The sequence below is a fragment of the Mesorhizobium sp. M1328 genome (assembly GCF_040318075.1).
Classification (GTDB): Bacteria; Pseudomonadota; Alphaproteobacteria; order Rhizobiales; family Rhizobiaceae; genus Mesorhizobium.
On the sequence record NZ_JAMYLO010000013.1, the window covers coordinates 80,002 to 103,464 of the forward strand.

At 63.0% G+C, this 23,463-nt stretch carries 31 protein-coding genes; 13 read left to right on the top strand and 18 right to left on the bottom strand.

Annotated elements, in window-relative coordinates:
• Window positions 1-55 precede the first annotated feature (55 nt).
• Window positions 56-1,087: an NAD(P)H-dependent flavin oxidoreductase gene (locus NKH23_RS21705; protein WP_502912370.1), complete on the top strand. Its 1,032-nt coding sequence runs from the start codon at window positions 56-58 to the stop codon at window positions 1,085-1,087.
• A 150-nt stretch (window positions 1,088-1,237) separates the two neighbouring features.
• Here the strand turns inward: NKH23_RS21705 and NKH23_RS21710 are convergent, their stop codons facing one another.
• Both NKH23_RS21710 and ykgO read right to left on the bottom strand, forming a co-directional pair.
• Window positions 1,238-1,837, bottom strand: coding sequence for a tetratricopeptide repeat protein (locus NKH23_RS21710; protein ID WP_352714361.1), 600 nt, complete (start codon window positions 1,835-1,837; stop codon window positions 1,238-1,240).
• Window positions 1,838-1,932: 95 nt separating this feature from the next.
• Window positions 1,933-2,058 (bottom strand): type B 50S ribosomal protein L36, encoded by a 126-nt coding sequence (ykgO, locus tag NKH23_RS21715; protein WP_006327841.1) that lies wholly within the window; start codon window positions 2,056-2,058, stop codon window positions 1,933-1,935.
• Between the two features lie 251 nt (window positions 2,059-2,309).
• On the opposite strand from ykgO, the gene NKH23_RS21720 reads away from it, so the two are divergent.
• Window positions 2,310-2,732, top strand: a complete 423-nt coding sequence (locus NKH23_RS21720) for a lysozyme inhibitor LprI family protein (protein ID WP_352909986.1) — start codon at window positions 2,310-2,312, stop codon at window positions 2,730-2,732.
• A 92-nt stretch (window positions 2,733-2,824) separates the two neighbouring features.
• Here NKH23_RS21720 and NKH23_RS21725 read toward each other — a convergent pair whose 3' ends face one another.
• From NKH23_RS21725 to NKH23_RS21780, 12 genes are all read right to left on the bottom strand, one after another.
• Window positions 2,825-3,901: a 5-(carboxyamino)imidazole ribonucleotide synthase gene (locus tag NKH23_RS21725; RefSeq protein ID WP_352909988.1), complete on the bottom strand. Its 1,077-nt coding sequence runs from the start codon at window positions 3,899-3,901 to the stop codon at window positions 2,825-2,827.
• Complete coding sequence (gene purE, locus NKH23_RS21730) at window positions 3,898-4,395, bottom strand: 5-(carboxyamino)imidazole ribonucleotide mutase (protein ID WP_352714357.1); 498 nt, start codon at window positions 4,393-4,395, stop codon at window positions 3,898-3,900. Before purE ends, NKH23_RS21725 begins: the two co-directional genes overlap by 4 nt.
• A gap of 126 nt (window positions 4,396-4,521) precedes the next feature.
• The gene (locus tag NKH23_RS21735; RefSeq protein ID WP_352909991.1) at window positions 4,522-5,355 is read right to left on the bottom strand and encodes an anti-sigma factor family protein; all 834 of its coding nucleotides are present in this window, start codon (window positions 5,353-5,355) and stop codon (window positions 4,522-4,524) included.
• Window positions 5,352-5,912 carry a sigma-70 family RNA polymerase sigma factor gene (locus NKH23_RS21740; RefSeq protein ID WP_352714354.1) on the bottom strand — a complete coding sequence of 187 codons (561 nt, stop codon included), beginning with the start codon at window positions 5,910-5,912 and terminating at the stop codon, window positions 5,352-5,354. The genes NKH23_RS21735 and NKH23_RS21740 overlap by 4 nt, the downstream gene beginning before the upstream one ends.
• Window positions 5,913-5,937: 25 nt before the next feature.
• Window positions 5,938-6,285, bottom strand: coding sequence for a cupredoxin domain-containing protein (locus NKH23_RS21745; RefSeq protein ID WP_352714352.1), 348 nt, complete (start codon window positions 6,283-6,285; stop codon window positions 5,938-5,940).
• An 11-nt stretch (window positions 6,286-6,296) separates the two neighbouring features.
• Window positions 6,297-7,244, bottom strand: coding sequence for a metallophosphoesterase family protein (locus tag NKH23_RS21750; RefSeq protein ID WP_352714350.1), 948 nt, complete (start codon window positions 7,242-7,244; stop codon window positions 6,297-6,299).
• 162 nt (window positions 7,245-7,406) lie between these two features.
• On the bottom strand, window positions 7,407-8,612 hold the full coding sequence (locus NKH23_RS21755) for an aminotransferase class V-fold PLP-dependent enzyme (protein WP_352714348.1): 1,206 nt from the start codon (window positions 8,610-8,612) through the stop codon (window positions 7,407-7,409).
• 26 nt (window positions 8,613-8,638) lie between these two features.
• On the bottom strand, window positions 8,639-9,100 hold the full coding sequence (locus NKH23_RS21760; RefSeq protein WP_292655697.1) for a RidA family protein: 462 nt from the start codon (window positions 9,098-9,100) through the stop codon (window positions 8,639-8,641).
• A gap of 34 nt (window positions 9,101-9,134) precedes the next feature.
• On the bottom strand, window positions 9,135-9,929 hold the full coding sequence (locus NKH23_RS21765; RefSeq protein WP_353035318.1) for an amino acid ABC transporter ATP-binding protein: 795 nt from the start codon (window positions 9,927-9,929) through the stop codon (window positions 9,135-9,137).
• Window positions 9,930-9,933: 4 nt separating this feature from the next.
• Complete coding sequence (locus tag NKH23_RS21770) at window positions 9,934-10,584, bottom strand: amino acid ABC transporter permease (protein ID WP_292655692.1); 651 nt, start codon at window positions 10,582-10,584, stop codon at window positions 9,934-9,936.
• A gap of 1 nt (window position 10,585) precedes the next feature.
• Complete coding sequence (locus NKH23_RS21775) at window positions 10,586-11,251, bottom strand: amino acid ABC transporter permease (protein WP_352714346.1); 666 nt, start codon at window positions 11,249-11,251, stop codon at window positions 10,586-10,588.
• Window positions 11,252-11,317: 66 nt separating this feature from the next.
• A complete protein-coding gene (locus NKH23_RS21780) occupies window positions 11,318-12,199 on the bottom strand; it encodes a transporter substrate-binding protein (RefSeq protein ID WP_352465757.1) in 882 nt (293 codons plus the stop codon).
• 127 nt (window positions 12,200-12,326) lie between these two features.
• On the opposite strand from NKH23_RS21780, the gene NKH23_RS21785 reads away from it, so the two are divergent.
• Window positions 12,327-13,130, top strand: coding sequence for an IclR family transcriptional regulator (locus tag NKH23_RS21785; RefSeq protein ID WP_352714344.1), 804 nt, complete (start codon window positions 12,327-12,329; stop codon window positions 13,128-13,130).
• A gap of 33 nt (window positions 13,131-13,163) precedes the next feature.
• Here the strand turns inward: NKH23_RS21785 and NKH23_RS21790 are convergent, their stop codons facing one another.
• Window positions 13,164-13,367, bottom strand: coding sequence for a YdcH family protein (locus NKH23_RS21790; protein WP_352465789.1), 204 nt, complete (start codon window positions 13,365-13,367; stop codon window positions 13,164-13,166).
• A gap of 240 nt (window positions 13,368-13,607) precedes the next feature.
• On the opposite strand from NKH23_RS21790, the gene NKH23_RS21795 reads away from it, so the two are divergent.
• The 7 genes from NKH23_RS21795 (at window position 13,608) to NKH23_RS21825 (ending at window position 20,332) form a co-directional block, all read left to right on the top strand.
• Window positions 13,608-13,787 (top strand): YdcH family protein, encoded by a 180-nt coding sequence (locus NKH23_RS21795; protein ID WP_023678481.1) that lies wholly within the window; start codon window positions 13,608-13,610, stop codon window positions 13,785-13,787.
• 200 nt (window positions 13,788-13,987) lie between these two features.
• Window positions 13,988-15,241: a flavodoxin-dependent (E)-4-hydroxy-3-methylbut-2-enyl-diphosphate synthase gene (ispG, locus tag NKH23_RS21800; RefSeq protein ID WP_352978995.1), complete on the top strand. Its 1,254-nt coding sequence runs from the start codon at window positions 13,988-13,990 to the stop codon at window positions 15,239-15,241.
• Window positions 15,242-15,245: 4 nt separating this feature from the next.
• On the top strand, window positions 15,246-16,100 hold the full coding sequence (locus NKH23_RS21805) for a lytic transglycosylase domain-containing protein (protein ID WP_352910000.1): 855 nt from the start codon (window positions 15,246-15,248) through the stop codon (window positions 16,098-16,100).
• Between the two features lie 162 nt (window positions 16,101-16,262).
• Complete coding sequence (locus tag NKH23_RS21810; protein WP_352714587.1) at window positions 16,263-17,459, top strand: phosphoglycerate kinase; 1,197 nt, start codon at window positions 16,263-16,265, stop codon at window positions 17,457-17,459.
• A gap of 140 nt (window positions 17,460-17,599) precedes the next feature.
• The gene (locus NKH23_RS21815) at window positions 17,600-18,625 is read left to right on the top strand and encodes a class I fructose-bisphosphate aldolase (protein ID WP_352714338.1); all 1,026 of its coding nucleotides are present in this window, start codon (window positions 17,600-17,602) and stop codon (window positions 18,623-18,625) included.
• Between the two features lie 151 nt (window positions 18,626-18,776).
• On the top strand, window positions 18,777-19,514 hold the full coding sequence (locus tag NKH23_RS21820) for a DUF899 domain-containing protein (protein ID WP_352910004.1): 738 nt from the start codon (window positions 18,777-18,779) through the stop codon (window positions 19,512-19,514).
• Window positions 19,515-19,600: 86 nt separating this feature from the next.
• Window positions 19,601-20,332, top strand: coding sequence for an SGNH/GDSL hydrolase family protein (locus NKH23_RS21825; RefSeq protein ID WP_352714334.1), 732 nt, complete (start codon window positions 19,601-19,603; stop codon window positions 20,330-20,332).
• Between the two features lie 14 nt (window positions 20,333-20,346).
• On the opposite strand, the gene NKH23_RS21830 is transcribed toward NKH23_RS21825, so the two are convergent.
• Entirely contained in the window at window positions 20,347-20,508 is a 162-nt protein-coding gene (locus tag NKH23_RS21830; RefSeq protein WP_008873884.1) for a hypothetical protein, read from the bottom strand.
• Window positions 20,509-20,711: 203 nt separating this feature from the next.
• On the opposite strand from NKH23_RS21830, the gene NKH23_RS21835 reads away from it, so the two are divergent.
• The 3 genes from NKH23_RS21835 to NKH23_RS21845 all read left to right on the top strand — a co-directional run bounded on the left by NKH23_RS21835 (window position 20,712) and on the right by NKH23_RS21845 (window position 22,166).
• Complete coding sequence (locus NKH23_RS21835; protein WP_254816537.1) at window positions 20,712-20,879, top strand: hypothetical protein; 168 nt, start codon at window positions 20,712-20,714, stop codon at window positions 20,877-20,879.
• A 141-nt stretch (window positions 20,880-21,020) separates the two neighbouring features.
• Window positions 21,021-21,428, top strand: coding sequence for a hypothetical protein (locus tag NKH23_RS21840; protein ID WP_352910007.1), 408 nt, complete (start codon window positions 21,021-21,023; stop codon window positions 21,426-21,428).
• A gap of 18 nt (window positions 21,429-21,446) precedes the next feature.
• A complete protein-coding gene (locus NKH23_RS21845) occupies window positions 21,447-22,166 on the top strand; it encodes a helix-turn-helix transcriptional regulator (RefSeq protein ID WP_023678491.1) in 720 nt (239 codons plus the stop codon).
• Between the two features lie 60 nt (window positions 22,167-22,226).
• On the opposite strand, the gene NKH23_RS21850 is transcribed toward NKH23_RS21845, so the two are convergent.
• Both NKH23_RS21850 and NKH23_RS21855 read right to left on the bottom strand, forming a co-directional pair.
• Window positions 22,227-22,922 (bottom strand): DUF1013 domain-containing protein, encoded by a 696-nt coding sequence (locus tag NKH23_RS21850; protein ID WP_352714330.1) that lies wholly within the window; start codon window positions 22,920-22,922, stop codon window positions 22,227-22,229.
• A 351-nt stretch (window positions 22,923-23,273) separates the two neighbouring features.
• Complete coding sequence (locus NKH23_RS21855) at window positions 23,274-23,414, bottom strand: DUF1127 domain-containing protein (RefSeq protein ID WP_352910010.1); 141 nt, start codon at window positions 23,412-23,414, stop codon at window positions 23,274-23,276.
• Between the last annotated feature and the right edge of the window lie 49 nt (window positions 23,415-23,463).

Below are 23,463 nucleotides of genomic sequence, written 5' to 3' on the forward strand. Positions count from 1 at the left end.
AGAAAGAGGAGGGTGATCCAATGTGGATGCGCACTGATCTTCTGGACTCCTCGGCATTGAGCACCCGATAATCCAGGCGCCGATGAGCGGCATCACCACGCCGGAACTGGCGGCGGCAGTCAGCAATGCCGGGGCGCTTGGCTCGCTCGGATGCGGCATTCTGCCTGCGGCAGCTATCCGCGAGCAGCTCACGGCGACACAGCACGCTACCAATCGCCCGATCAACGTCAACTTCTTTGCGCACCCGGCGCCGGCACACGATGATGCGGCAGCCCAAAGTATGCGCGACCGCCTTCGCGGCTGCTATGAGGAGGTCGGCCTCGGACCGGTGCCCGAGCCGGGCGAGCCCTTCCCCACCTTCGATCGTGAGCGTCTCGAAATTGTGCTCGAGCTGCGCCCGAAGGTGGTCAGCTTCCACTTCGGCCTACCCGACACCGCAATTGTGCAGAAGTTGAAGGCCGCTGGCTGTACTGTCTTGTGTTCAGCTACCACCGTCTCGGAGGCGCGCCAGCTTGAGGCAGGAGGGGTGGACGCCATTATCGCCCAGGGATACGAGGCGGGTGGGCATCGCGGCACATTCACTGGCGACCCTGCTATCGGCACTGCCGGCACTATGGCTCTCGGACCGCAGATTGTTGATGCCGTGCGAGTGCCTGTAATTGCCGCCGGCGGTATCTTTGACGGTCGCGGCATTGCTGCCAGCTTTGCACTTGGTGCATCTGGTGTGCAGATCGGCACGGCTTTCCTGGCCTGTCCTGAAGCCAATGTGCAGCCAGTCTATCGCATAGCATTGCGCTCGGCCAACGACGAGAGCACGTCGGTGACTCGCTGCTTCACTGGCCGCCCAGCGCGCGTGGTGCGCAACCGGTTTGTGATGGAAATGGCTGGTGAGGAAGATGCTGCGCTGGCGTTTCCGCTACAGGTGAGTCTGGTCATGCCGCTTTCGATGGCAAAGGATGAAAGCAAGCGGGCTGACTTCTTGCCTATTTGGGCCGGGCAGGGCGTTGCGAAGCTGCGGGAAATGCCGGCCGCCGCCCTTGTGGAGAAACTCGTCACGGAAGCAAGCGGCATAGATCGAGGGGAGTAGGGGAGTAGGGGAGTAGGGGAGTAGGGGAGTAGGGGAGTAGGGGAATAGGGGAATAGGGGAGTAGGGGAGTAGGGCGCATGTGTTCCACAGTGCAATCTGCACCTCTCACATACTGCCTCACTCCCCTATTCCCCTACTCCCTTACTGGTCTCAAATGCCTTCGCCGGCAAGCTCCTCGGAAAGTGCGGCGACCTGGTCCTGGGCGCTGCGCATCATCGGATAGATCCCGAGAACGCGCTGCCAGGCCTCGAGCGCCGACTGCTTGTGGCCGGTTTCGGCCATGATCTGGGCCAGGCCCGAAAGCGCGCCGAAATGGCGTGGTTCGAGCTGCAGGGTGCGGTCGATGTCCGCCATCGACTTCCCGTAGTTCTTCATCATGAAATGAACAGTGGCGCGCCGGTTCCAGCCTTCCGCATAGGTCGGCTGCAAAGTCACCACCTGATCGAGGAAATCGAGTGCAACATCGAATTTCTGGTTTTCAATCGCCTTTTGCGACCATTGCATCATCAGGTCGATAGAGGCGCTGCCCGACTGGGACCACTCGCTGCCGATGCGTCCGGCGATGCGCTCGGCCGCCTTTTCATTACGTTCGCGCTTGAGATCGGCAAACAGCTGATCGAGCCGCGCCTGTTTCGTCTTGACGACCGGAGGGGCTGTCGGCGGAGCTGTAGTCGGATCTTCAGCCCACGCCGGCAGCGAGACAGCGCCGGAAACGAGGAAAGCCGTGAAAAATGCAAAAAGAATCCGCATCGCGGGAATCTAGCCCCCGACGCCGGATCGTCAAACTGAATTTAGCGTGAGAGGCGTATCATGCGCACGGAGGCACGTAGCCTCCGGTCGAAAACTCAACCTTGGCGCGCCTTGTAGCGCGGCGCCGTCTTGTTGATGATGTAGACGCGGCCCTTGCGACGAACCAGCTGGTTGTCGCGGTGACGCGCCTTCAACGCCTTGAGCGAATTCTTGATCTTCATGGTCTTGCCCGTCGGTCTGGGCCCGGTCCCGGGCCGAATTATTAAGGCGCGCCCACAGACGCGCCTTTGAACTGTGTGTGGCTCATAGACGAGGAGCCTTGCCCGTGTCAACCGCAAGTGCTTGCCGTGAGCGTGTTGCCTAAACGATACGGACCGTTTCGTATCATCAAAGTATCCGCCGCTGGGGCCTGCGGCATTGCGCGGGCTTGAGACGGCTGGAATGATGCGGTTGCCGCGAATTGGAGATCATCATGCGCCGAATTCTTGTGTCCGCCTGTCTTGTCGTCTTTGCGGCAGGTTCTGTTGCCCATGCGCAGGAATGCGACCGCAACGACGACAGCCAGCAGATGATGAACATCTGCGCCGACGAGGACACCAAATCCGCCGACGTTAAGCTCAACAAGGCCTACCAGGATCTCATCGGCGGAAGCGATGCAAAAGCCAGGAGGCTGTTGCAGACGGCGCAGCGCGCCTGGATCGCCTTTCGCGACGCGGAATGCAGCTATTCCGCCGCGGACAGCGAAGGCGGCTCGATCTATCCGATGCTGGTATCGGAATGCCTGACACGGCTGACCGACGACCGCACCAAGCAGCTCACCGCCGATTCGACCTGCGCGGAAGGCGATGTGAGTTGCGCCAGTCCCGACGAGGACGAGAGCGGCGACATCCAGTAAGCGTAGGTTCTAACTTTTTGTTTGAGCATGATCTCTTCCGAAAACCGGATTCCACCTTTCGCTAGCGCGGACCTTCGGTTCGGGATCATGCTCTAGCTGCGGCGGCTCACGCGCGTAAAATGGCCCATCTTGCGGCCGGGCCGCGCCTCGGCCTTGCCATAGAGGTGCAGCATCAGATCGGGCTCGGCGAGCAGCTCAGGAACGCGCCGGACATCGTCGCCGATCAGGTTTTCCATGACGCAGTCGAACTGCCGGGCGGGATTTCCCAGCGGCAGGCCGGCGACGGCGCGGATGTGCTGCTCGAATTGCGAGACGGTGCAGGCGGCCTCCGTCCAGTGGCCGGAATTGTGGACGCGCGGCGCTATCTCGTTGGCCAGCAGCGAACCGTCGGCAAGGACAAAGAATTCGACGCCGATGACGCCGACATAGTCGAGCGCCGCAAGGATCTCTGCCGCCGCCGTTTGAGCCGCAGCCGCCGTCTCGGACTTTACTTCGGCCGGCAGCGTCGAAGTGTGAAGAATACCGTTGCGATGGACATTCCAGGCCGGATCGTAGGCGGCGAGCGAGCCGTCGATGCCGCGCGCAGCGATCACCGAAATCTCGCGCTCGAAGGTGACGAAGGATTCCAGGATCAACGGCACGTTGCCCATCGCCTCGCAAGTGCCGGCAAAGCCGCCTGTTTCCATGTTGCGGAAGACACGCTGGCCCTTGCCGTCATAGCCCATGCGGCGCGTCTTCAATATGCCGCTGCCGTTGAACTTTTTCAGCGCAGCCGTCAGTTCGTCGTCATTGTCGACGGGGCCGAAATCCGCGGTCCGTATGCCGATGCCGTTAAGGAATTTCTTTTCCGCCAGCCGGTCCTGCGCCACTTCCAGTGCGCGTGCCGGCGGATAGACCGGCACCGTAGAGGCCAGTGCCGCGGCGGCCGCGACCGGAACGTTCTCGAATTCATAAGTCACGACGGCACTGGCCGCAGCCAGCTCGCCAAGCGCGGCCGCGTCGTCATAGGCGGCGACGATCTGCCGGTTGGCGACCTGTGCCGCCGGGCAATCCGGCTGCGGCTCCAGCACGACGATGCGGTAGCCGAGGCGGGCCGCAGCCATCGCCAGCATGCGGCCAAGCTGGCCGCCGCCGATGATGCCGATGGTCGATCCCGCCAGCAGACTCACGGCGCGTCCGTGGGCTCTGCGGCGACCTTGGCGGTCTGCGCGGCGCGCCAGCTATCCAGCCGGGCGGCAAGCTTTTCGTCGCTCAGTGCCAGCACCGCGGCAGCCAGAAGGGCGGCGTTGGCAGCGCCGGCCTTGCCGATGGCCAAAGTGCCGACCGGAATGCCGGCCGGCATCTGCACGATCGAAAGCAGCGAATCCTGGCCGGACAGCGTCTTCGATTCCACCGGCACGCCGAACACCGGCAGCGGCGTCATCGCCGCCGTCATGCCGGGCAGATGCGCCGCACCGCCGGCACCGGCGATGATCACCTTGTAGCCGGCCGCCTTGGCGCCCTTGGCGAAGTCATAGAGCCGGTCGGGAGTGCGGTGGGCCGAGACGATCAGCCGCTTGTGCGGAACGCCAAGCGCGTCAAGCGTTTCGGCGGCGTGGCGCATCGTCGCCCAGTCGGACTGGCTGCCCATGATGATGGCGACGTCGGCGCGTTGATCGTTCAAGCTTCTGCTCCCCGGCGGCAAAGGGGCGCATTAGCGGAATTCGTCGGGAGCCGCAAGGATGGCCAGAAAGGGAAAGCCGCTTGTGCCGTTTCGGTCGCTACGCAAATGGCTAACGGGCGGCGGTGGTCATCGGGCGGCCGCTGCTCGGAAGCGGTTGACGAAGTCGTCAAGTTCAGGCCGTTCGGTATCGGAAATCGCCCAGTAAGAAAAGGCACTGTCGCTCCAGTGGACCAGCGAGAAGCCACCAGCAGAAAGATCGACCGGTCCGGCTGTCGAGCCGGTTTCGTCGGGCGCGGCGACGAGAGTGATCAGGTGCTCGCGGTGCCGGTAGACCAGTGCCGGCACCGGCCGATCGGCGATCACCTCGACCCGGCCGCCGAGCAATGTGAAACCGTCATTGGCAAGATCGGGCGCCGGTGGCGACAGGCCGACCCGGGCATCGAGCCAAGGTTTTACGGTATGCCGGTCCGACGAGACGACGTCCACCGGACTGGCTGCCAGCAGGCTGCGGCGGTGGCCGCTGGCGACCGCGGCGGCAAAGCTGTCGGGCGCCCTGCTCAGCATCATCCATTGCGTCGCGCCGCTGGCCAGCACGGCGGTAACGATGATCGACGCCGCCAGCGCGCGCCAGTCGAACGCGCCAAATCGGTGCACCGCTCTGTGCGCCGGCAGCACTCGAGCGGCGGGCGCCGGCGCCGACAGCACTTTCTCCGTACCGGCTGTCCCGATTGCAGCGATGCGAGCCTTGAAATCCTCACGGGCGTCGGGCCTCGGCAGCCCGCCGACGGCGTTCTGCAGCGCAACGATGCGGGCATGCTCAGCGGCGAGCGCCGGATCGGCGGCGATGCGTCGCTCGACGGCCAATGCCGCTGCTGCGTCGAGCTCGCCATCGACCAATGCATGGATCATCAGCTCCATGCCCGCCGGGTCATCGGGCAGTCCATCATTGTGCGCGCTCATGGCGCCCTCCCAAGTTGGGATATCAGCAGGCCGCGCGCCCTCGCCAGGCGCGACATCACCGTGCCTAGCGGGACGCCAAGCAGCGTCGCGATCTCGCGATAGCTGAGGCCGTTGATGTCCCGCAGCACCAGGGTCTCGCGAAATTGCTGCGGCAGCGCGGCGATTGCCGCCTCGAGTGCCGCCGCATCGACCTTGGCGATCAGGCTTGCCTCAGGACTGTCGGTATCCGGCAGGCCGACGCCGTACGCAGCCGTCATGTCGTCGAGATCGTTCAGGTCGCCGACGGCGACGATACTGCGCGGCCGGTTGCGCGCCAGCCAGGAGTAACAGGCGTTGCGCACGATCGCCAGCAGCCAGGCCCGGCCATTGCCGCCGGCATAGCCGGCGATGCCCGCATGCGCCTTCAAACATGCCTCCTGCACCACATCCTCGGCGTCGGCGGCGTTGCCGGTCAGCCAGCGGGCAAGCGCAAGCGCATCCGCGAGATGGGGTAGAACCACCTCGCGAAAGCGCTCGGCCGCGGCCTCTTGGTTCAACACCGTCGCATCGCCCGGCATCCCGGGCAGAACCTTCCGAACATCCTCACGGAGCGACGGTGATCCTGCCCTGCATGTGCGGGTGAAGCCCGCAGAAATAGGCATAGTCGCCCACTTTGGTGAAGGTGAAGGCATATGTGTCACCGGTGTCAAGCGCCTTGGAGCGAAACGAGGCATCGTTGGCGACCACCAGATGCGGGATGTCGTCGTCATTCTCGAAGGTCACGGTAGTGCCCTGCTTTACCGTCAGCACCGCCGGTGTGAAGGCAAAGTTCTCGATCTTGACCATTGGCTGGTCTGCTGCGTTCAGTGGCATAGCAACCATTATCAGGATCGCCGCCAAACCGAACGCGACAGGGGATACGACGAAGAGGCGGGCTGGAAAGCGGATCATTGCATTTCCCCTCAGGCCAGCGTGCTGTCGATGATGGCGAGGTCCTGCCCGCCTTGCTTGACCGTCACGCTGCTTGTGCCGAGCAGGCTGCGCAACTGGCCGGCAGGTACCGTCATCGGCCCGGGTGAGGCTGCGGTGCCCGGCGCCGGTTGCGGGAAAGCGGTCGAGCGCGCGGTATGAAAGGTAACGTTGCCTTCGACCTTCTGCATGATCTGGTGGATATGGCCGTTGAGTATGGTGACAGAGCCGAAGCGCTTGAGCAGGGCCAAGGCCTGCGCCGCGTCGTCGGTGCCCCAACCCCATTCGGGATAAACAGCCCATAGCGGGATGTGGGCAAAGACGACGATTGGCGTCGAGGCGGTGACCGCCTTCAGATCATCGGCCAACCATGCCAACTGGTCGGCGCCGAGATTGCCGAGCCCGCCAGCCTTCAGGTTGACGACGTTGACAAGCCCAATGAAATGGACGCCGTTCTGGTCGAACGAATACCAGCCGGCGCCCTTGGTGCCCTTGCCGTAGCGGTCGAGATAGGCCTGGCCATTGCCGTCATCGATCAGGTCGTGCTCACCTGGCACATAATGCACGTCGAAGCCTGCGCCGCCGATGATCTGGGCAGCGTTGTCGAACTGAGCGGCCTTCGACAGATGGGTGATGTCGCCGGTGTGGATCATGAAAGCGGGCTTTTGCGGCAGCGCCTGGATCTTGCCCATGGCCTCCTTCAGCGTGTCGATAGCGTGCGGGTTGGCAGCCTTGTCGAAGCCGATGTGGCTGTCGGAGATCTGGAGGAAAGTGAAGCCGGTGGCCAAGGCCTCGGCGGCTTGCGCCGCGCCGAGCAGGCTGAGCGAAACCGGCACGCCGGCCGAAATGGTCCACAGCACTCCCGTGCCGGCCCAGATCATGCATTCCAGTGCATGACGGCGGCTGATGCCGTCAGCTTCATTGTCGTGGTGGTGGGTCATACCGGTCTCCTGCAACGCCGGAAATGGCGTCTGCTTGGGAGACCTGCGAAGGAGGTGGTTTATTCCCGTTCGAGGAGAAGGCAGTCATTCACAGTGCCGTGATGGTGCGGCGGGTGGTTGGCGAAGCCGGACTGGAGAAGGAGGCCAGGTGAGCCGTCGTGGCTAGTCAGGCCAGCGCAACGCGCCGGCGGACTGCTTGCGAGCGGGTTTCATCGCATCCGCGGGCCGATCGGCAGCGCTCAATATAGCCCGCAGGCGTTCGGCGACGATCTCCGCCTCGCCGGCATGGAGATTGCACGGATCAAGGAAGAAGTGACCGCGCTCGACCTCGTGGTTGCGAACGATGACGGGTGGCGAGCCCGCCGCCAGTGCCGAGGCCAGCCCGGCTGCGGTGAACCGGCTTTCGGGCGCAACAAACACCTGCAGGCGGTCGAGAGGATTTCCGGTCGGATCGGGAATGATGTTTGCTGCGATGCCGGGCAGGCCCTGCAATGCGGTTTGCCACAGATGCAGTGCGGCTTCTTCCCGCCGGCGGATGCCGGCATGGTCGCGCCGTTCCCAGGCTTCCAGGGCCGCCATGGTGCCGGCAATGCTCTCCTTGCCGACCTTCATGGCGCGCGCGACGCCACGATTCTGCAGATAGGCGGCCCGCACCAGATCCTTGCGGCCGGCCACGATGCCGCTTGTCGGCCCTGAGAGAAATTTGTGCCCGCTGTAGACGACAATGTCGGCGCCGCGCGCCAGAAAGCCGCGCAAATCGTATTCCGAGGCGGCGTCGACGATCACCGGCACGCCCCTGGCGTGGCAAATCTCGCAGAACTCCTCGAGCGAGAGCATGCCGTATTGCACGGTGTGGTGCGCAACGACGTAGAGGGCTGCCGCCGTCCGGTCCCGGATCGCGTCGGCAACATGATAATCCTGGGTGACGCTGACCGTGCCGGCAGGCACTGCCTTGGCTCCGGCAAGCCGGATCGACTGGTCGATCGGCGCGCCATAATTGACGATATGGCCAAGCTGGACGATGACCTCCGATTTGAGGCCCTCGGTGTCGTCCGGCAGCCGCTCGATCGCAAGAAGGCTGGTTCCGGTCATCGCCCCGGCAATCGCCATGGTTATGCCGCTGGCGCAGCACGCGGTGATGAAGCCGGCCTCGCCGCCGGTGAGGCGTGCAATCACAATACTTGCGGCGCGCTGCAGATCGTCCATCTCGACCCATTGCGAGGCGATTTCCGACATTGCAGCAATTGCTTCCGGTACGATGATCGAAGCGCCGAGCGCCGTCATCGTGCCGGAAACATTGATAATCGGGCGAAGGCCAAGCCGTTCGCGGATTGTCGTGTTGGAACGGTCAGCGGCATAGGTCGTCATCTCTGTAGATCCTGTTTCGAAAGATTTCAGGCGGCGATCTCGACGACCGCCTCGATTTCAACTGTGATGTTGCCCGGCAGCGAGCCGACACCGATTGCCGAACGGGCGTGTCCGCCAAGCGTATCAAAGACGGCGGCGAAAAGATCGGAACAGCCATTGACCACCTTGGGGTGCTCGCTGAATGTCGGCGTCGCATTGACAAAGCCAAGCAGCTTGACGACGCGCACGATGCGGCCGAGGTCGCCGGCCGCCGCATGCATGACGGCGAGCAGGTTCAGGCCGGTCAGACGGGCATGATCATAGGCCTCCTCCACGCTGACATCCTCGCCGACCTTGCCGGTGCAGAGCGCGCCATCGGCGCGCAACGGCCCCTGGCCGGAGAGGAAGATCAGCCGTCCGCTCTCGGCATAAGTGACGAAGTTGGCGATGGGCTTCGGCGGCTCGGGCAGTGTCAGGCCCAATTCCGCGAGCCGGATGTAAGGCGTCATAAAAGCTCCTTGCGACAGCTTTCGCCGTCCGATGTCAAAAATGCGAGGCGCGAAACCGCGCCAGGAAACTGCGAAGGCGTTCATTGTCGAACCCCGCCGCCAGAATCTCGGCGGGTGGTCCGACGGCGCTGACGCCGCCATCCCCCATGAAAACGATGCGGCTCGATGCGTCGCGCGCAAAAGCCATTTCATGCGTGACCATCAGCATCGTCATGCCGTCTTCGGCGAGGCTGCGCACGACCTCGAGCACCTCGCCAACCAGTTCGGGGTCGAGCGCCGAAGTTATCTCGTCGAGAAGCAATATCTTCGGCTCCATCGCCACGGCGCGGGCGATGCCGACGCGCTGCTGCTGGCCGCCGGAAAGCTCGGCCGGCAGACTGTCGGCTTTGTGGGCGAGGCCGACCCGGCCGAGCCAGTGCTCGGCAATGGTGCGGGCCTCGGCATTGCTCTTGCCGCGCACCTTGCGCAGGCCAAGCATGATGTTGCCGGCCGCAGTCAAATGCGGGAACAGATTGAAGCTCTGGAACACCATTCCGGTCTCGGCTCGCATCGCAGCCAGGTCGCGCTCGCTGCGTCGCTGGTGTGTTCCCGTCTCGCGATAGCCGACCTCCTTGCCATCGATACGGATCGAGCCGCTGTCGTAGCTCTCCAGGAAGTTGACGCAGCGCAGCAGCGTGGTCTTGCCGCTGCCGGAGGGGCCGATGACCGTCACCACCTCGCCGCGTGTCACCTGCAGGCTGACGGAGCGCAGGACCTCGACGGATCCAAAGGCTTTGGAAACCTCGGTGACATCGAGAAGTGCCGGATTCTGGTGCGAGGCGTTGGACATCTTGCTATTCCCGGATGAAGGAGAAACGCCGCTCCAGGCGCCGGCTGGCCAAGGAGAGGGCGTAGTTGACGGCGAAGTAGACGAGCGCGCCGAGAATGTAGAGCGGCATCGCCTCATAGGTGCGGCCGATGACCTGGTTGATCGCCTGCATGAGGTCGGTGATGCCGAGCAGCGAGACCAGCGCGCTGCCCTTCACCGCGTCGGTGACGCCATTGATCCAGGGTGGCAGGAAGCGCCTGAACGCCTGCGGAAAAATGACGTAGGCCAGCCGCTGGCGAAAGGTCAGTCCGATCGCCATCGCCGCCTCGGACTGACCCTTGGGAATCGAGCCGACGGCGCCGCGTAAATATTCGACGACCTGTGCGGTCTTGAACAGGGTGAGGGCGAGTACGGCCGCCCAAAAGGATTCCAGATGCAGCCCCACCGCGGGCAGGCCGTAATAGACGAAGAAGATCAGCACCAGGATCGGAATGCCGCGTATGGTGTCGCTGAAGATGCGCACTGCCCAGCGCAGCGGAGCCGGACCGTAGACAAGGCCGACGCCCATCAGCACGCCGGCGATGAGCGATAACACCACGACCAGCAGCGACACCCACAAGGTTACGGCAAAGCCTTCGGCGAGGAACGGCAAGGCGTAGATGATCTGGCTCAGCATGTCAGCGCGCCGCCTTGAACCGGCGCTCGACCAGCCGCAGCGCGAAAAGCAGCGCGTAGCCGGTCAACAGGTACATCGCAGTCACCACCAGATAGACCTCGACAATGCGGAACGTGTTGAAGTTGATCCACTGGGCGCCATAGGTGAGTTCAGGTACCGAGATGACCGACGCCACGGACGTATCCTTGAAGAGCGATATGAATGTGTTGGAAAGCGCCGGCAGGGTTATGCGCAGCATCGTCGGCAGGCGCACATGGAGCAGCCTTTGCCATGGCGTCAGGCCGATTGCCTTGCCGGCGTCGAGCTGCCCGCGCGGCACCGCCTCGAGCCCCGAGCGAAACACCTCGACCAGGTAGGCGCCGCTGTAGAGCGACAGCGTGGCAATGAATGAGGTTTGCGCGCTGTAGGCAATGTCGACCACCGTCGGCAAGCCGTAGAAGACCAGATAGACGAGCAGGATCAGCGGCACGTTGCGGATGAACTCGACATAGCCCGCGATGATGGTCCGCACCGCACGTCCGGCCGACACGTACCAGACCGCCAGAACGAGCCCGATGACGATGCCGATCGCGATCGAGATGACGGCCAGTTCGAGGCTTAGCAGCAGTCCGCCCCAGAGCTTGTCGAAATGCCGCCAGATCAGGTTGAAGTTGAGGGTATAACCCATGCGTCCTCGTCATGGAGGGCTGTGATGAGAGAAGGCGGAAGGACGTTGTCCTTCCGCCTGCTTGCATCAGATGACCGGGAAACCGGGATGGCGCGCCGGCGGCTCCTGTCCGAAATAATCCTTGAACGCAGCGTCGTAGAGTGCCGTTTCATGGCCGAACATGGCGATGGTGAAGGTCTGGTTGACGAAGGTCAGCCAGTCGAGGTCGCCCTGCCGCAGCGCAGCACCATAAAGCATCGAGAACCAGCTCTTGCCGGCATCGAAGTACTTATCCGGATTGCGCGAGGCGAGCCAGCGCACCGTTGACAGATCGACCGCGGCGGCGTCGACTCGCTTCGATTCCAGTGCCTGCAGCACATTGGCCTGCGTGTCTATCTGCATCACCTGCGACTCCGGCAGGACGATATGCACGTTTGCCTCGGCATCGACGTTTTGCAGGATGGAAATCCGGGTCGCCGAACCGCCGGCAAGCAGCTTGTCGAAGGTCTTGTTTTCGGCGTTCGGAAGGGTCAGCAAGGCGATGCCTTCGACGTAGTAGGGCCGGGAGAAGTGGATCAGCTGCGAGCGCTGGGCGGTCATGGTCATGAACTGGATGGTGATGTCGACCTTGTTGGTGGTCACGTTTGGAATGCGCTGAGCCGGATCCTGCATGACGAATTCCACTTTGGTCGGATCGTCGAAAAGCCCCTTGGCGAGAATGCGACCCATGGTGATGTCCATGCCGACCAGTTCGCCGGCGTCGTTCTCGAAGTGCCAGGGCGCGTTGGTGCTGCCGGTGCCGACGATCACCTTGCCGCGCTCGAGAACGGTGCGCAGCAGGCTGTCGGGCGCTGCCTGGGCCGCCGCTTTCCGAACGTCGACCGCGGTAGCGACGCTCATCACTCCGGCCGTTGCAAGCCCGGCCATTCCCAGTTTCAGAAATTCACGCCTTTTGGATGTGTCGTTCACGACGACCTCCTCTCGTGTTGTGTTCCCCTTTGGACCAGCAATACAGCATCGGTTGCAACTGGCATCATTGTCCCTTACAAGAGACTGCTGTACTCTGTACAAGACAGATTAACATCAGGAATCGATAATGCAAGATGGCAATGCCTTGGCCGCTCGATCGGACGTCGGTCTGGACGAGGACAAGAATTCGGGTTCCCGGGAGAAGGGCCTCAACCGGGTCCTGCAGATTCTGGAGTTTCTTCACGCGACCCAGCGCGCAATCGGCATTGGCGATCTTGCCAAGGGGGTGAACGCGCCGCGTTCGACGACTTACACGCTTGTGCGCTCACTGGTCGACGCTGGCCTGCTGGAGATGGCCGGAGACGGCAATCGGGTCTATTTCGGAAAGAAGCTTTATCTCTACGGAATGGACTATGTACGGGGCAACGACCTGCTCAGGCGAGGGCGCCAGGAAGTCGACCATTTGTCGCGCGAGACCGGCGAGACCTCGGAGTTGTGCATGTTGCAGAGCGGCCGCTACACCATCGTCCATTCAAGCCCGGGAACGAGGCCATTCAGGATCAGCTCGGCGACGGGTCTGCAAATACCGCTTCCCTGGACAGCGTCCGGGCGGCTGCTCCTCGCCGGCTTCGACAGGGCGGCGATCGAGGATATGGTCTCGGAAGACGATCTCGTACTGCCGGACGGCCGCAGGTTGCGGCTCGACGACTTCATAGCCGACATCGCCGTCGCCAAATCGGCCGGCTACTGCGTCACCTCCGGCCTTGTCGATGCCTACACAAAATGCCTGGCCGCGCCGGTCTTTTCAGCGCCGGGCAGGGTCGAGGCGACGATGTGCCTGGTGGTTCCCATCGATACCTCGCCCGTAAAGACCGACGATCTGATAGCGCTGTTGCGCGAGCGCGCCGCACGGCTTTCGATCGCGGCATAGGTCGCCTTCCAACAGGCCGGCGCCGGCGTTCGTTCAAGCAATAATGTCTGGAATGATCTTGTCTTCCAGCGCCATCAGCCTGTCCTTCAGGAAAAGCTTCTTTTTCTTCATGCGCTGGATCTGCAGCGGGTCGCAATTCACGGCGATCATCGCATTGATGGCCGCGTCGAAATCGGCGTGTTCCTGCTTCAGCCGGGAATATTCAAGGCGGATATCTGCCTGTTCCTGATCGGACATTTTTACCGTCTGCACGTCTGCGGCGCCCAAACTATGGGCCTGATTGGGCGGGACCGGGTCTTCTTGCACCGGCGCGCAGCCCATACCACATTTCATATTGTCGTGGAATGCTACCACGCAGCATTCGACATCGGTGCTCGATGGTGGCAGACTGTCATTATGCCGTCACAGAAAGCGAGCCTGCGGTGGACGCGCCCCTGGCGGCTGCAATCGAGGAAACCATGAAAGGGAGAACCAATCATGTCTCTTGCATCCCATCTTGATGAGCTGCAGCGGAAACACGGCGACATCGAACGGGAAATCGACGATGCGATGACCCATCCATCGGTAGACGACCTCGAAATCGTGAATCTCAAGCGGCGCAAGCTGGCGCTCAAGGACGAGATTGAAAAACTGAAGGCGAAACCGACGACGCACTGAAGCCCTTCCAGGACTAGCAGCGCCGCCCGGCGCGCGATCTTTCCGGTGGCATCGCTATGCTGCCGGAAACACTCGTGGATTTGCGGCAAGCTGCCGTCTTGTCATTACCGATTTGCCAGGTCTGCGCGCCAGTCGCCATTGACAAGCCATCTTTGCTCCTCCACCTCATGCCCGGACCTTCAAGATTAAAGGCAGCCGGCATGACCGGATATTTTTCCTCACCCTTCCCACGCCGCAGGTCGGTCGGTGTCGATGTCGGCGGCGTGATGGTCGGTGGCGGCGCGCCGGTCGTCGTTCAGTCGATGACCAACACCGACACGGCCGATGTCGACCAGACGGTCGCGCAGGTGGCGGCGCTGCATCGCGCCGGCTCCGAGATCGTGCGCATAACCGTCGATCGCGACGAAAGCGCTGCCGCCGTACCGGCCATCCGCGAGCGGCTGGAACGGCTCGGCATCGACGTGCCGCTGGTCGGCGATTTCCATTATATCGGCCACAAGCTCCTGGCCGATCATCCGGCCTGCGCCGAGGCACTGGCCAAATACCGTATCAACCCCGGCAATGTCGGATTCAAGGACAAGAAAGACCGGCAGTTCGCGGCGATCGTCGAGATGGCGATCCGATACGACAAACCGGTGCGCATCGGCGTCAACTGGGGCTCGCTCGACCAGGAACTGCTGACCCGGCTGATGGACGACAACCAGGCCCAGGGCTTTCCGCTTACCGCGCAGGAAGTGACGCGCGAGGCAATCGTGCAGTCGGCGATCCTGTCGGCCGAAATGGCCGAAGAGATTGGCCTTGCCCGCGAGAAAATCATCCTATCGGCCAAGGTCAGCGGCGTGCAGGATCTGATCGCCGTCTACACCGAGCTTGCCACCCGTTCCGACCATGCGCTGCACCTCGGCTTGACGGAGGCGGGCATGGGCTCGAAAGGCATCGTCGCCTCGTCCGCCGCCATGGGCATCCTGCTCCAGCAAGGCATCGGCGACACCATCCGCATCTCGCTGACGCCGGAGCCGAACGGCGACCGCACGCGCGAGGTGCAGGTATCGCAGGAGCTGTTGCAGACCATGGGCTTCCGGCAGTTCGTGCCGATCGTCGCCGCCTGCCCGGGCTGCGGCCGCACGACCTCGACCGTGTTCCAGGAGCTTGCCCAGAACATTCAGGCCGACCTGCGCAAGAACATGCCGGTGTGGCGCGAACAATATCCCGGCGTCGAGAACCTCAAGGTCGCGGTGATGGGTTGCATCGTCAACGGTCCGGGCGAATCCAAACATGCCGATATCGGCATTTCGCTGCCCGGCACCGGTGAGACGCCGACCGCCCCGGTGTTCGTCGACGGCAAGAAGGCGGCGACGCTGCGCGGCCCGTCTATCGCCGCGGATTTCGAGAAAATGGTTTCCGACTACATCGAACGGCGGTTTGGGCAACACGGCAAAGCCGCGGCGGAGTAGTTCGATGCGGCGTTTGCTTGGGGCGACGCTGGTTGTCATTTGCGGGCTGGGCTGGGCGACAGCCGTCCAGGCCGATCCGCCGCGGCCCGCCAAGCAGAAGCTGATCGATCGCGTTTGCGATCTTATCGAGACGCATGCCGACCAGAACGGCCTGCCCAGGGATTTCTTTGCCCGGCTGATCTGGAAGGAAAGCCGTTTCGATCCCAATGCGGTCAGCCCCGTCGGCGCGGAGGGTATCGCCCAATTCATGCCGGGTACCGCCAAGATGCGCGGGCTCGCCAATTCCTTCGACATCGAACAGGCGATCCCGGCCTCGGCAAAATACCTCGCCGAAATGAAATCCGGTTTCGGCAATCTCGGCCTCGCCGCCGCAGCCTACAATGCCGGCGAGAGCCGGGTGACGCGCTGGCTGAATTCCGGCGGCTTCCTGCCGATGGAGACCGAAAGCTACGTTTTGGACGTCATGGGCGAGCCGGCCGACAAGTTCACCGATGCCGCGTATGCCGGCGTCATCCGGCCGCTCGACAAGAAGGCGAGTTTCTCTGCCGCTTGCCGCGAGCTGCCGGTGATCATGTCCAGAACCGTGCCGATGTCGTCGATCAACATCAAGCCGTGGGGCGTGCAGGTGGCCGGCAATTTCCGCCGGGCCGCGGCGCTCAATCAGTGGAGCAACGTGAAGCGCCGGTTTCCAGCCTTGCTCAGCGGTCGCGATCCGGTGGTCAGCCGGGTGCGCACACCGATCGGCAGGCGCGGCATCTATGCGGTGCGGATCGGCGCCGACACCAAAGCCAAGGCCGACGATATTTGCCAGAAACTGCACAGTGTGGGCGGCGCATGCATCGTGGTGCGCAATCGGTAAGCCATATGTCGGTGCGTTTCGCGCCATTGCTGCCCCATCTCGCTCCCCGTGGGCACTTCGTCCTCGACACGTGAATCATATTTTCCGTGAACCGTTAGGCAGGTCTTGCATCGTCGTCGATGCGGGGTAAGGTCCCCGCGATTTTTCGTGAAAGGGATCAGCATGGCCGGCTTCAAGACACTGGACGACATCGGCAATATCAGCGGCAAGCGTGTGCTGGTGCGTGTCGACCTCAACGTTCCCATCACCGAGGGCAAGGTCACCGATGCCACCCGCATCGAGCGAATTGCGCCGACTATCACCGAGCTCTCCGGCAAGGGCGCCAAGGTGATCCTGCTTGCCCATTTCGGCCGGCCCAAGGATGGACCGGCGCCGGAATTCTCGCTCGGGCCGATCGCCAAGGCGACGGCTGACGTGCTCGGCCGTCCGGTTGGCTTTGCCGCCGACTGCATCGGCGACAAGGCGGCGAGCGCCGTCGCCGCCATGGACAGCGGTGACGTACTGCTGCTCGAGAACACCCGCTTCCATAGGGGCGAGGAGCAGAACGACCCGGCCTTCACCGAAAAGCTCGCCGCCAACGGCGACATTTTCGTCAACGACGCCTTCTCCGCTGCGCACCGCGCCCACTCGTCGACGGAAGGGCTGGCGCATGTGCTGCCGGCCTTCGCCGGCCGTACCATGCAGACCGAGCTCGACGCGTTGGAAAAGGGTCTTGGCAATCCCGTCCGTCCGGTTGTCGCCATCGTCGGCGGGGCCAAGGTCTCGACCAAGATCGACCTGTTGATGAATCTGGTGAAGAAGGTCGACGCGCTGGTCATCGGCGGCGGGATGGCCAACACGTTTCTCGCGGCACGCGGCACCGACGTCGGGAAATCCTTGTGCGAGCATGATCTCGCGACCACCGCCAAGCAGATCATGATCGAGGCGGCCGAGGCCGGCTGCGCCATCATCCTGCCCGCCGACGGCGTTGTCGCCAGGGAGTTCAAGGCCGGCGCCACCAACGAGACCGTCGCCATAGCAGACGTGCCGGCCGACGGCATGATCCTCGACGTCGGCGCAAAGACCGTGAAAACCATTGCCGAATGGATCGACCGTGCCGCGACGCTGGTCTGGAACGGGCCGCTCGGCGCCTTCGAGATCGAGCCGTTCGACCATGCAACGGTGGCGACGGCCAGGCACGCGGCAGCGCGCACCAAGGCCGGCAGACTGGTCTCGGTCGCTGGCGGCGGCGACACGGTGGCGGCGCTCAACCATGCCGGCGTCAGCGACGATTTTACTTATGTCTCGACGGCCGGCGGCGCTTTCCTCGAATGGATGGAAGGCAAGCCCTTGCCCGGCGTCGACGTCTTGAAGCGCTAACTGCGGCAGCAATAGCAGTGCGAAGGAGTGCGCCCGCGACTTTCAATCGATTCGCGCTTCTCCGGCGAAATGGTTCGACTTGAACCTGCGTTGCTCTGGTGGTCTGCTGGGCGCGGATCAATTCTTTCAGGAGAAGCACGATGAGCGAACGTCTCGAGGACATTGCCGCCGCGATGGTGGCCAATGGCAAGGGCCTGCTGGCTGCCGACGAGAGCTCCGGCACCATCAAGAAGCGCTTCGACGTCATCGGCGTCGAGTCGACCGCCGACAGCCGCCGCGACTATCGCGAGATGATGTTCCGCGCCAGCGATGCAATGACCAAGTACATTTCCGGCGTCATCCTCTACGACGAGACCATTCACCAGAGGGCCGCCGACGGCACACCGCTGGTCGACATCATCAAGGCATCAGGCGCTATCCCCGGCATCAAGGTCGACGCCGGCGCCAAACCGCTAGCGGGCTTTCCCGGCGACACCATCACCGAAGGCCTGGACGGCCTGCGCGAACGCCTCGCCGATTATTACAAGCTTGGCGCCCGCTTCGCCAAATGGCGCGCGGTGATCGACATCGATGTTGCCAAGGGCGTGCCTTCCGCCACGTCGATCGGCTCGAACGCCCATGCGCTCGCCCGTTACGCCGCGCTTTGCCAGGAAGCCGGCATCGTGCCAATCGTCGAGCCGGAGGTGCTGATGGACGGCGCCCACAACATCGACACGTGCTACGAGATCAGCAAGGCGACACTTACAAAGTTGTACACCGAGCTCTATGCGGCCCGCGTCGTGCTCGAAGGCACCATCCTGAAACCGAACATGGTCCTCGCCGGCAAGAAATCGGGCAAGGTCAGCAGCCCGGAGGAAGTCGCCGAAAAGACCATAAAACTGTTCCGCGAGACGGTGCCGGCCGCGATCGGAGGCATCGCCTTCCTGTCAGGGGGACAATCGGACGAGGAGGCGACCGCCAACCTCAATGCCATCAACGCCATCGGCCCGCATCCCTGGAAGCTGACCTTTTCCTATGGCCGCGCCTTGCAGGCCGCTCCGCAGAAGGCCTGGAGCGGTAAGGCGGCGAATGTCGCCGCCGCGCAGGCCGCCTTCGCCCATCGCGCCCACATGAACCATCTGGCAGCGCTTGGACAATGGCAGCCGACGCTTGAGCAAGCCGCCTGACCGAAAACATCTTGCGTTTCTCTCGACCCGGGCCACGTGCCCGGGTTTTTGTTTGAAAGCAGCAAGGCCTGCAATTTCTTGCAACTGAAATGCAGCTCGGTGTCGGCATTCCTCGCGGCCGAACGTCCTCCGTGAAAAGAGGAGCAGACCGATGCCAAACAACAAGACCGTATCGCAGGAAGAGTGGTTTCAGGCGCACAAGGCGCATCTGGCGCGCGAAAAGGAATTGACGCGCTTTCGCGACCGCGTCGCCGCCGAACGCCGCGAATTGCCGTGGCTGAAGATCCGCAAGGACTACGTCTTCGAGACCGAGCAAGGGCCAAAGAAACTGCCTGACCTGTTTGGCGGCAGCAGCCAGCTGATCGTCTACCATTTCATGTTCGGGCCGGGCGCCGATTATCGCTGCGAAGGCTGCTCATTCCTTGCCGATCATATCGACGGCGCCAACCAGCATCTCAGGCACCACGACGTCTCACTTGTCGTGGTAGCACGGGCGCCATTGGCCGAATTGCTGCCTTACAAGCAGCGCATGGGCTGGAAATTCGACTGGGTGTCGTCCTACGCCTCGGACTTCAACTTCGATATGCAGGTGTCATTCACGGACAAGCAGATCGCGGCCGGCGACACGACCTACAATTTCGAGCGGCGCGCGCGGAGATCGAAAGACCTTCCCGGCACCAGCGTGTTCTATCGCGACGAGAAAGGCGACATCTTCCTGACTTTCATCTCGCGCTCCCGAGGCGGCGATCCGCTGATCGGCGCCTATCACTATCTCGACCTGACGCCGAAAGGCCGCAACGAAACTGGCCCGCATCATAGCCTCGGCGACTGGGTGCGGCTGCATGACGAGTACGAAGACCAATCCGGGACGCATGACGGTTGCCATTGAGGCGACAAGGGTGTCGCTGCAAGGTCGTTCACCTTCAGTGCAACATGCGCTAAGTGCTGTTCGCTATGCCCTAAAAGGGACTTGCCATGCGGCGCATTCCGACCCTTCTCACCTGGCTCGCCTTTCCGGTCTATGTCTGGCAAGGACTTGGCGTGCGTCGCCGCACCACCCGCATGCTGCCGGCACAAGGTCCGGTCATGCACGAGATATCTGGCGTGGCGCCAGCAATCTCGGTTCTGGTGCTTGGCGATTCCTCCGCGGCCTCGGTAGGCATCGGCAATTCCGAAAACGGATTGGCCGCGCAACTGGCGGTTCTGATTGCGCAACGCACCGGCCGCACCGTGCGCTGGCGGGCGGCCGGCTTCAACTCGGCAACCTCTGGCCAGATCCGCGATCATGTGCTGCCCAATCTATCGGCCGATCCGTGGACGCATATCGTGCTGGCGATCGGCACCAACGACACCAAGAATTTTCATTCGGTACCGCGCTTCAAGCGCGAGTTTGGCGGCCTGCTCTACGCGCTGCGCGCCAAATGGCCGGAGGCGCGCGTCGTATGGTCGCCGGTGCTGGAGTTCACCCGGGCGCCGGCAATGCCGCCGCTGCTCGGCAACATCCTCGAAATCCGCGCCGCCGAAATGAACCGGATGGGCGAGCGCCTTTGCCTCGAGCGCGGCGCCATACCGGCGCCCCGCCTGCCGATCACCGATGCCGATGCCGGCTTCGCATCGGATGGATTTCATGCTTCGGAAGCCGGCTACCGAGCCTGGGCGGAACATCTGGTCAGCCTGGTGGTCGCCAACGAACCGGGCGTCGCGTAGCGGGGCCGCCGGCACTACGTCCAGTGCCCGAGCACCGCCGTAATCGAAATCGCCGCCATCGCCAGCAGCGCCAGCTTCCAGAAATCGCTGCGCCGCTTCAGCCCGGGCCAGCCGAGCGGCTTGATGAGCTGGATGACCATCATGGCGATGATGACGAGCGCGAGAAGTTTCGACATGCCGCCTTTGATCAGCATCGCGGCTGGCTGTCAAAGCGGCTCCGCGATCGCCGTCTTTCCACTGCGGCAGGCTCTTTTTCGGCACTGCCTGATCAGGTCGGTGGACAAATCGGGATGCCGGTCACGAGAGCTGCACCCTCCTGACAGACTGCTGTCAGCAGGGGTGTGCGATAGTGCCTGCATCGAAAGAGAGGAGACCAGCAATGAACGGTTTTACCATTCTGCGTAGCGTGCAGCATTATGTCGGCAAGATCCGGACGATGCGCAATGAGATCCGCACCCAGCGGTTCATGAATACCCTGCCGGCGGACATCCGCAAGGATATTGGTTGGCCGGACATGTATGGCGACCGCCGCAATGGCGGCAATTGAGGCAAGCTTTCTGCGTGGCGTTTGGATGCGACCTGGCGACGAGCTGAAATGGACATGCTGAAGCCTCCTGACAGTATGGTGTCAGGAGGCTCGTGCCATAGTGCGATGGCCGCCGGAGCCGGATGGCCGAGAGGACGATCGATGAAAAGCTGGAACGACAGGCTGAACACGCCTGGCATCAACGGCAAAAAACCGTCGCCGCGCACCATCGGTGACGTCGTCGAAGGCCAGCCAATGCTGGTTCCTACAGCTCGCCAGGTCGATGCATTCATCCGCTCCATCCCCGAAGGCATGGACATGGATATCCGCGCTTTGCGCACCGCTCTCGGCATCGAGCACGGTGCCGAGGTGACATGTCCGGTCACCATCGGCTATCATCTGCGCACCGTCGCCGAGGCCGCCAACGAGGATCTTGAGCGTGGCATGGCGCTGAGCGACATTGCGCCGTTCTGGCGGATGCTCGATGCAAGCACGCCGACAACGAGGAAACTGTCCTTCGGCGCGGCATTCGTCGCCGCGCAGCGCAAGCGCGAAGGGCTGGAACGATAGACGCCGAGGGACCATACGATGCGCCGCGCCGACAGGCTCTTCCAGATCGTGCAGCATCTGCGTGGTGGCCGTCTGGTCACTGCCCAGAAGCTGGGCACGTGGCTCGAGGTTTCCGAGCGGACGATCTATCGCGACATCGCCGACCTGCAGTCGACCGGTGTGCCGATCGACGGCGAGGCCGGTGTCGGCTACATGATGAGGGAGGGTTTCGACCTTCCGCCGTTGATGTTCACGCGTGACGAGATCGTCGCGCTGGTCGCCGGCGCCCGCATGGTGCGCGCCTTTGGCGGCGCGGCCATGGCGCGAGCCGCCGACGAGGCGCTGGTCAAGATAGGCGCCGTGTTGCCCGACGCCGAAAAGGACCGCATCGCCCGTACCGAGATCCACACGCCGATGTGGGTGGTAAGCGATGCCGCCCGCGAAGCCATCGACCTGATCGAGCGCTCCATCGAGAAACGCCAGGTGCTGACCATCGACTATTCGGATGAGGCCGGCCGCAGCACAGCGCGCGATATCCGCCCGCTCGGCCTGTGGTTCTGGGGCAAGGTGTGGACCTTGGTCGCCTGGTGCGAGATGCGCGGCGATTTCCGCGCCTTCCGCATCGACCGCATCGCTTCGGTGGTGATCGCCGGCCGCACCTTCAAGCCGGAGCGCGGCAAACAGCTCGCCGATTTCTATCGCGCGGTGGAGCGCAGCGAGGATTATGGCATGGCGCCGGACCGGGCAGCGCGAAGCTGACACGGAAGATCGCAAAAAAGCCCGCTTGAAAGCGGGCTTTTTGTTTTGGATGCGAGACCTCTATTCCTCTTCGTCCGTATCCTTGTCCTTCGACTTCAGCGCCGAAAGCTTGGCGAAGACGGCGTTGGCGTCGAGTTCGCGGTCCTCGTCCTTTGGTTTTTCCGGCGCCGGCACCAGCCGTTCGGTCAAGGCGGCCGGCAGCAGCGTATCGCCGACCGGCTGCGCCTGCTCGCGGCCGCGCGAAGCACGGTTGATTTCCATGTCGAGGTCGATCTGCGACGTCAGGCCGAGCGTCACCGGATCCATCGGCTGGAGATTGGCCGAGTTCCAGTGCTTTCTGTCGCGGATCTGGTCGATCGTCGACTTCGTCGTGCCGACAAGGCGGGCAATCTGCGCATCCTTGAGCTCGGGATGATTGCGCACCAGCCAGAGGATGGCGTTGGGCCGGTCCTGGCGCTTCGACAGCGGCGTGTAGCGCGGACCCTTGCGCTTGGATTCCGGCACCCGCACCTTGGGATCGGAGAGCTTCAACCGGTGGTTCGGGTCCTTCTCGGCGCGCGCGATCTCGTCGCGAGTGAGCTGGCCGGTCATGATCGGGTCCATGCCCTTGATGCCTTGCGCCGACTCGCCGTCGGCGATCGCCTTGACCTCAAGCGGATGCAGTCCGCAGAACTGCGCGATCTGCTCGAAAGAAAGCGCTGTGTTGTCAACCAGCCAGACGGCGGTCGCCTTTGGCATCAGCAGCGTATTGGCCATTACAAAAATCCTTCTCGTTCGCCCGCGTTCCCGCGCGGGCGGTGGTTTAGAGCCACCAAAATGGGAAAATCGCGGTCTATATAACCGCTCGCTCGCCGTTTCGCAATGTTTTTGGAAGGCGCGTCAAGCACGGCATGGCAGCGCGACCAGCAGACCGCGAAGGGTCGGCACATGACGCCATGCAATCGAAGCTTCAAAAAGACAAAGCCCGCCAGACCAAGGTCGGGCGGGCTCGGAACCGGCGACGGAAATCCGTCTGCTACGGCTCTGGCTTCTAAGACGTGATCCCGAACCGCGGCTCGGCGTTGCGGAAAAGCAGCGCCCGGTCTTCGGGTGGGATCGTGCTCGAGATCAAAGCCCCTGGCGGGCGATTCTCTCGATGTCGCCGCGGGTGATGCCGAGGTCGTTGAGCTGACGAGCATTCAGCCGGTTCAGTTCGCGCACGGTTTCGTTGTACATGCGCCAGTTACGGAAAGCGCGGATCGGGTTCATGGTAGTCCTCCATTTCGTTGGATCATTCGTTTCGATGACGCGTAAATAG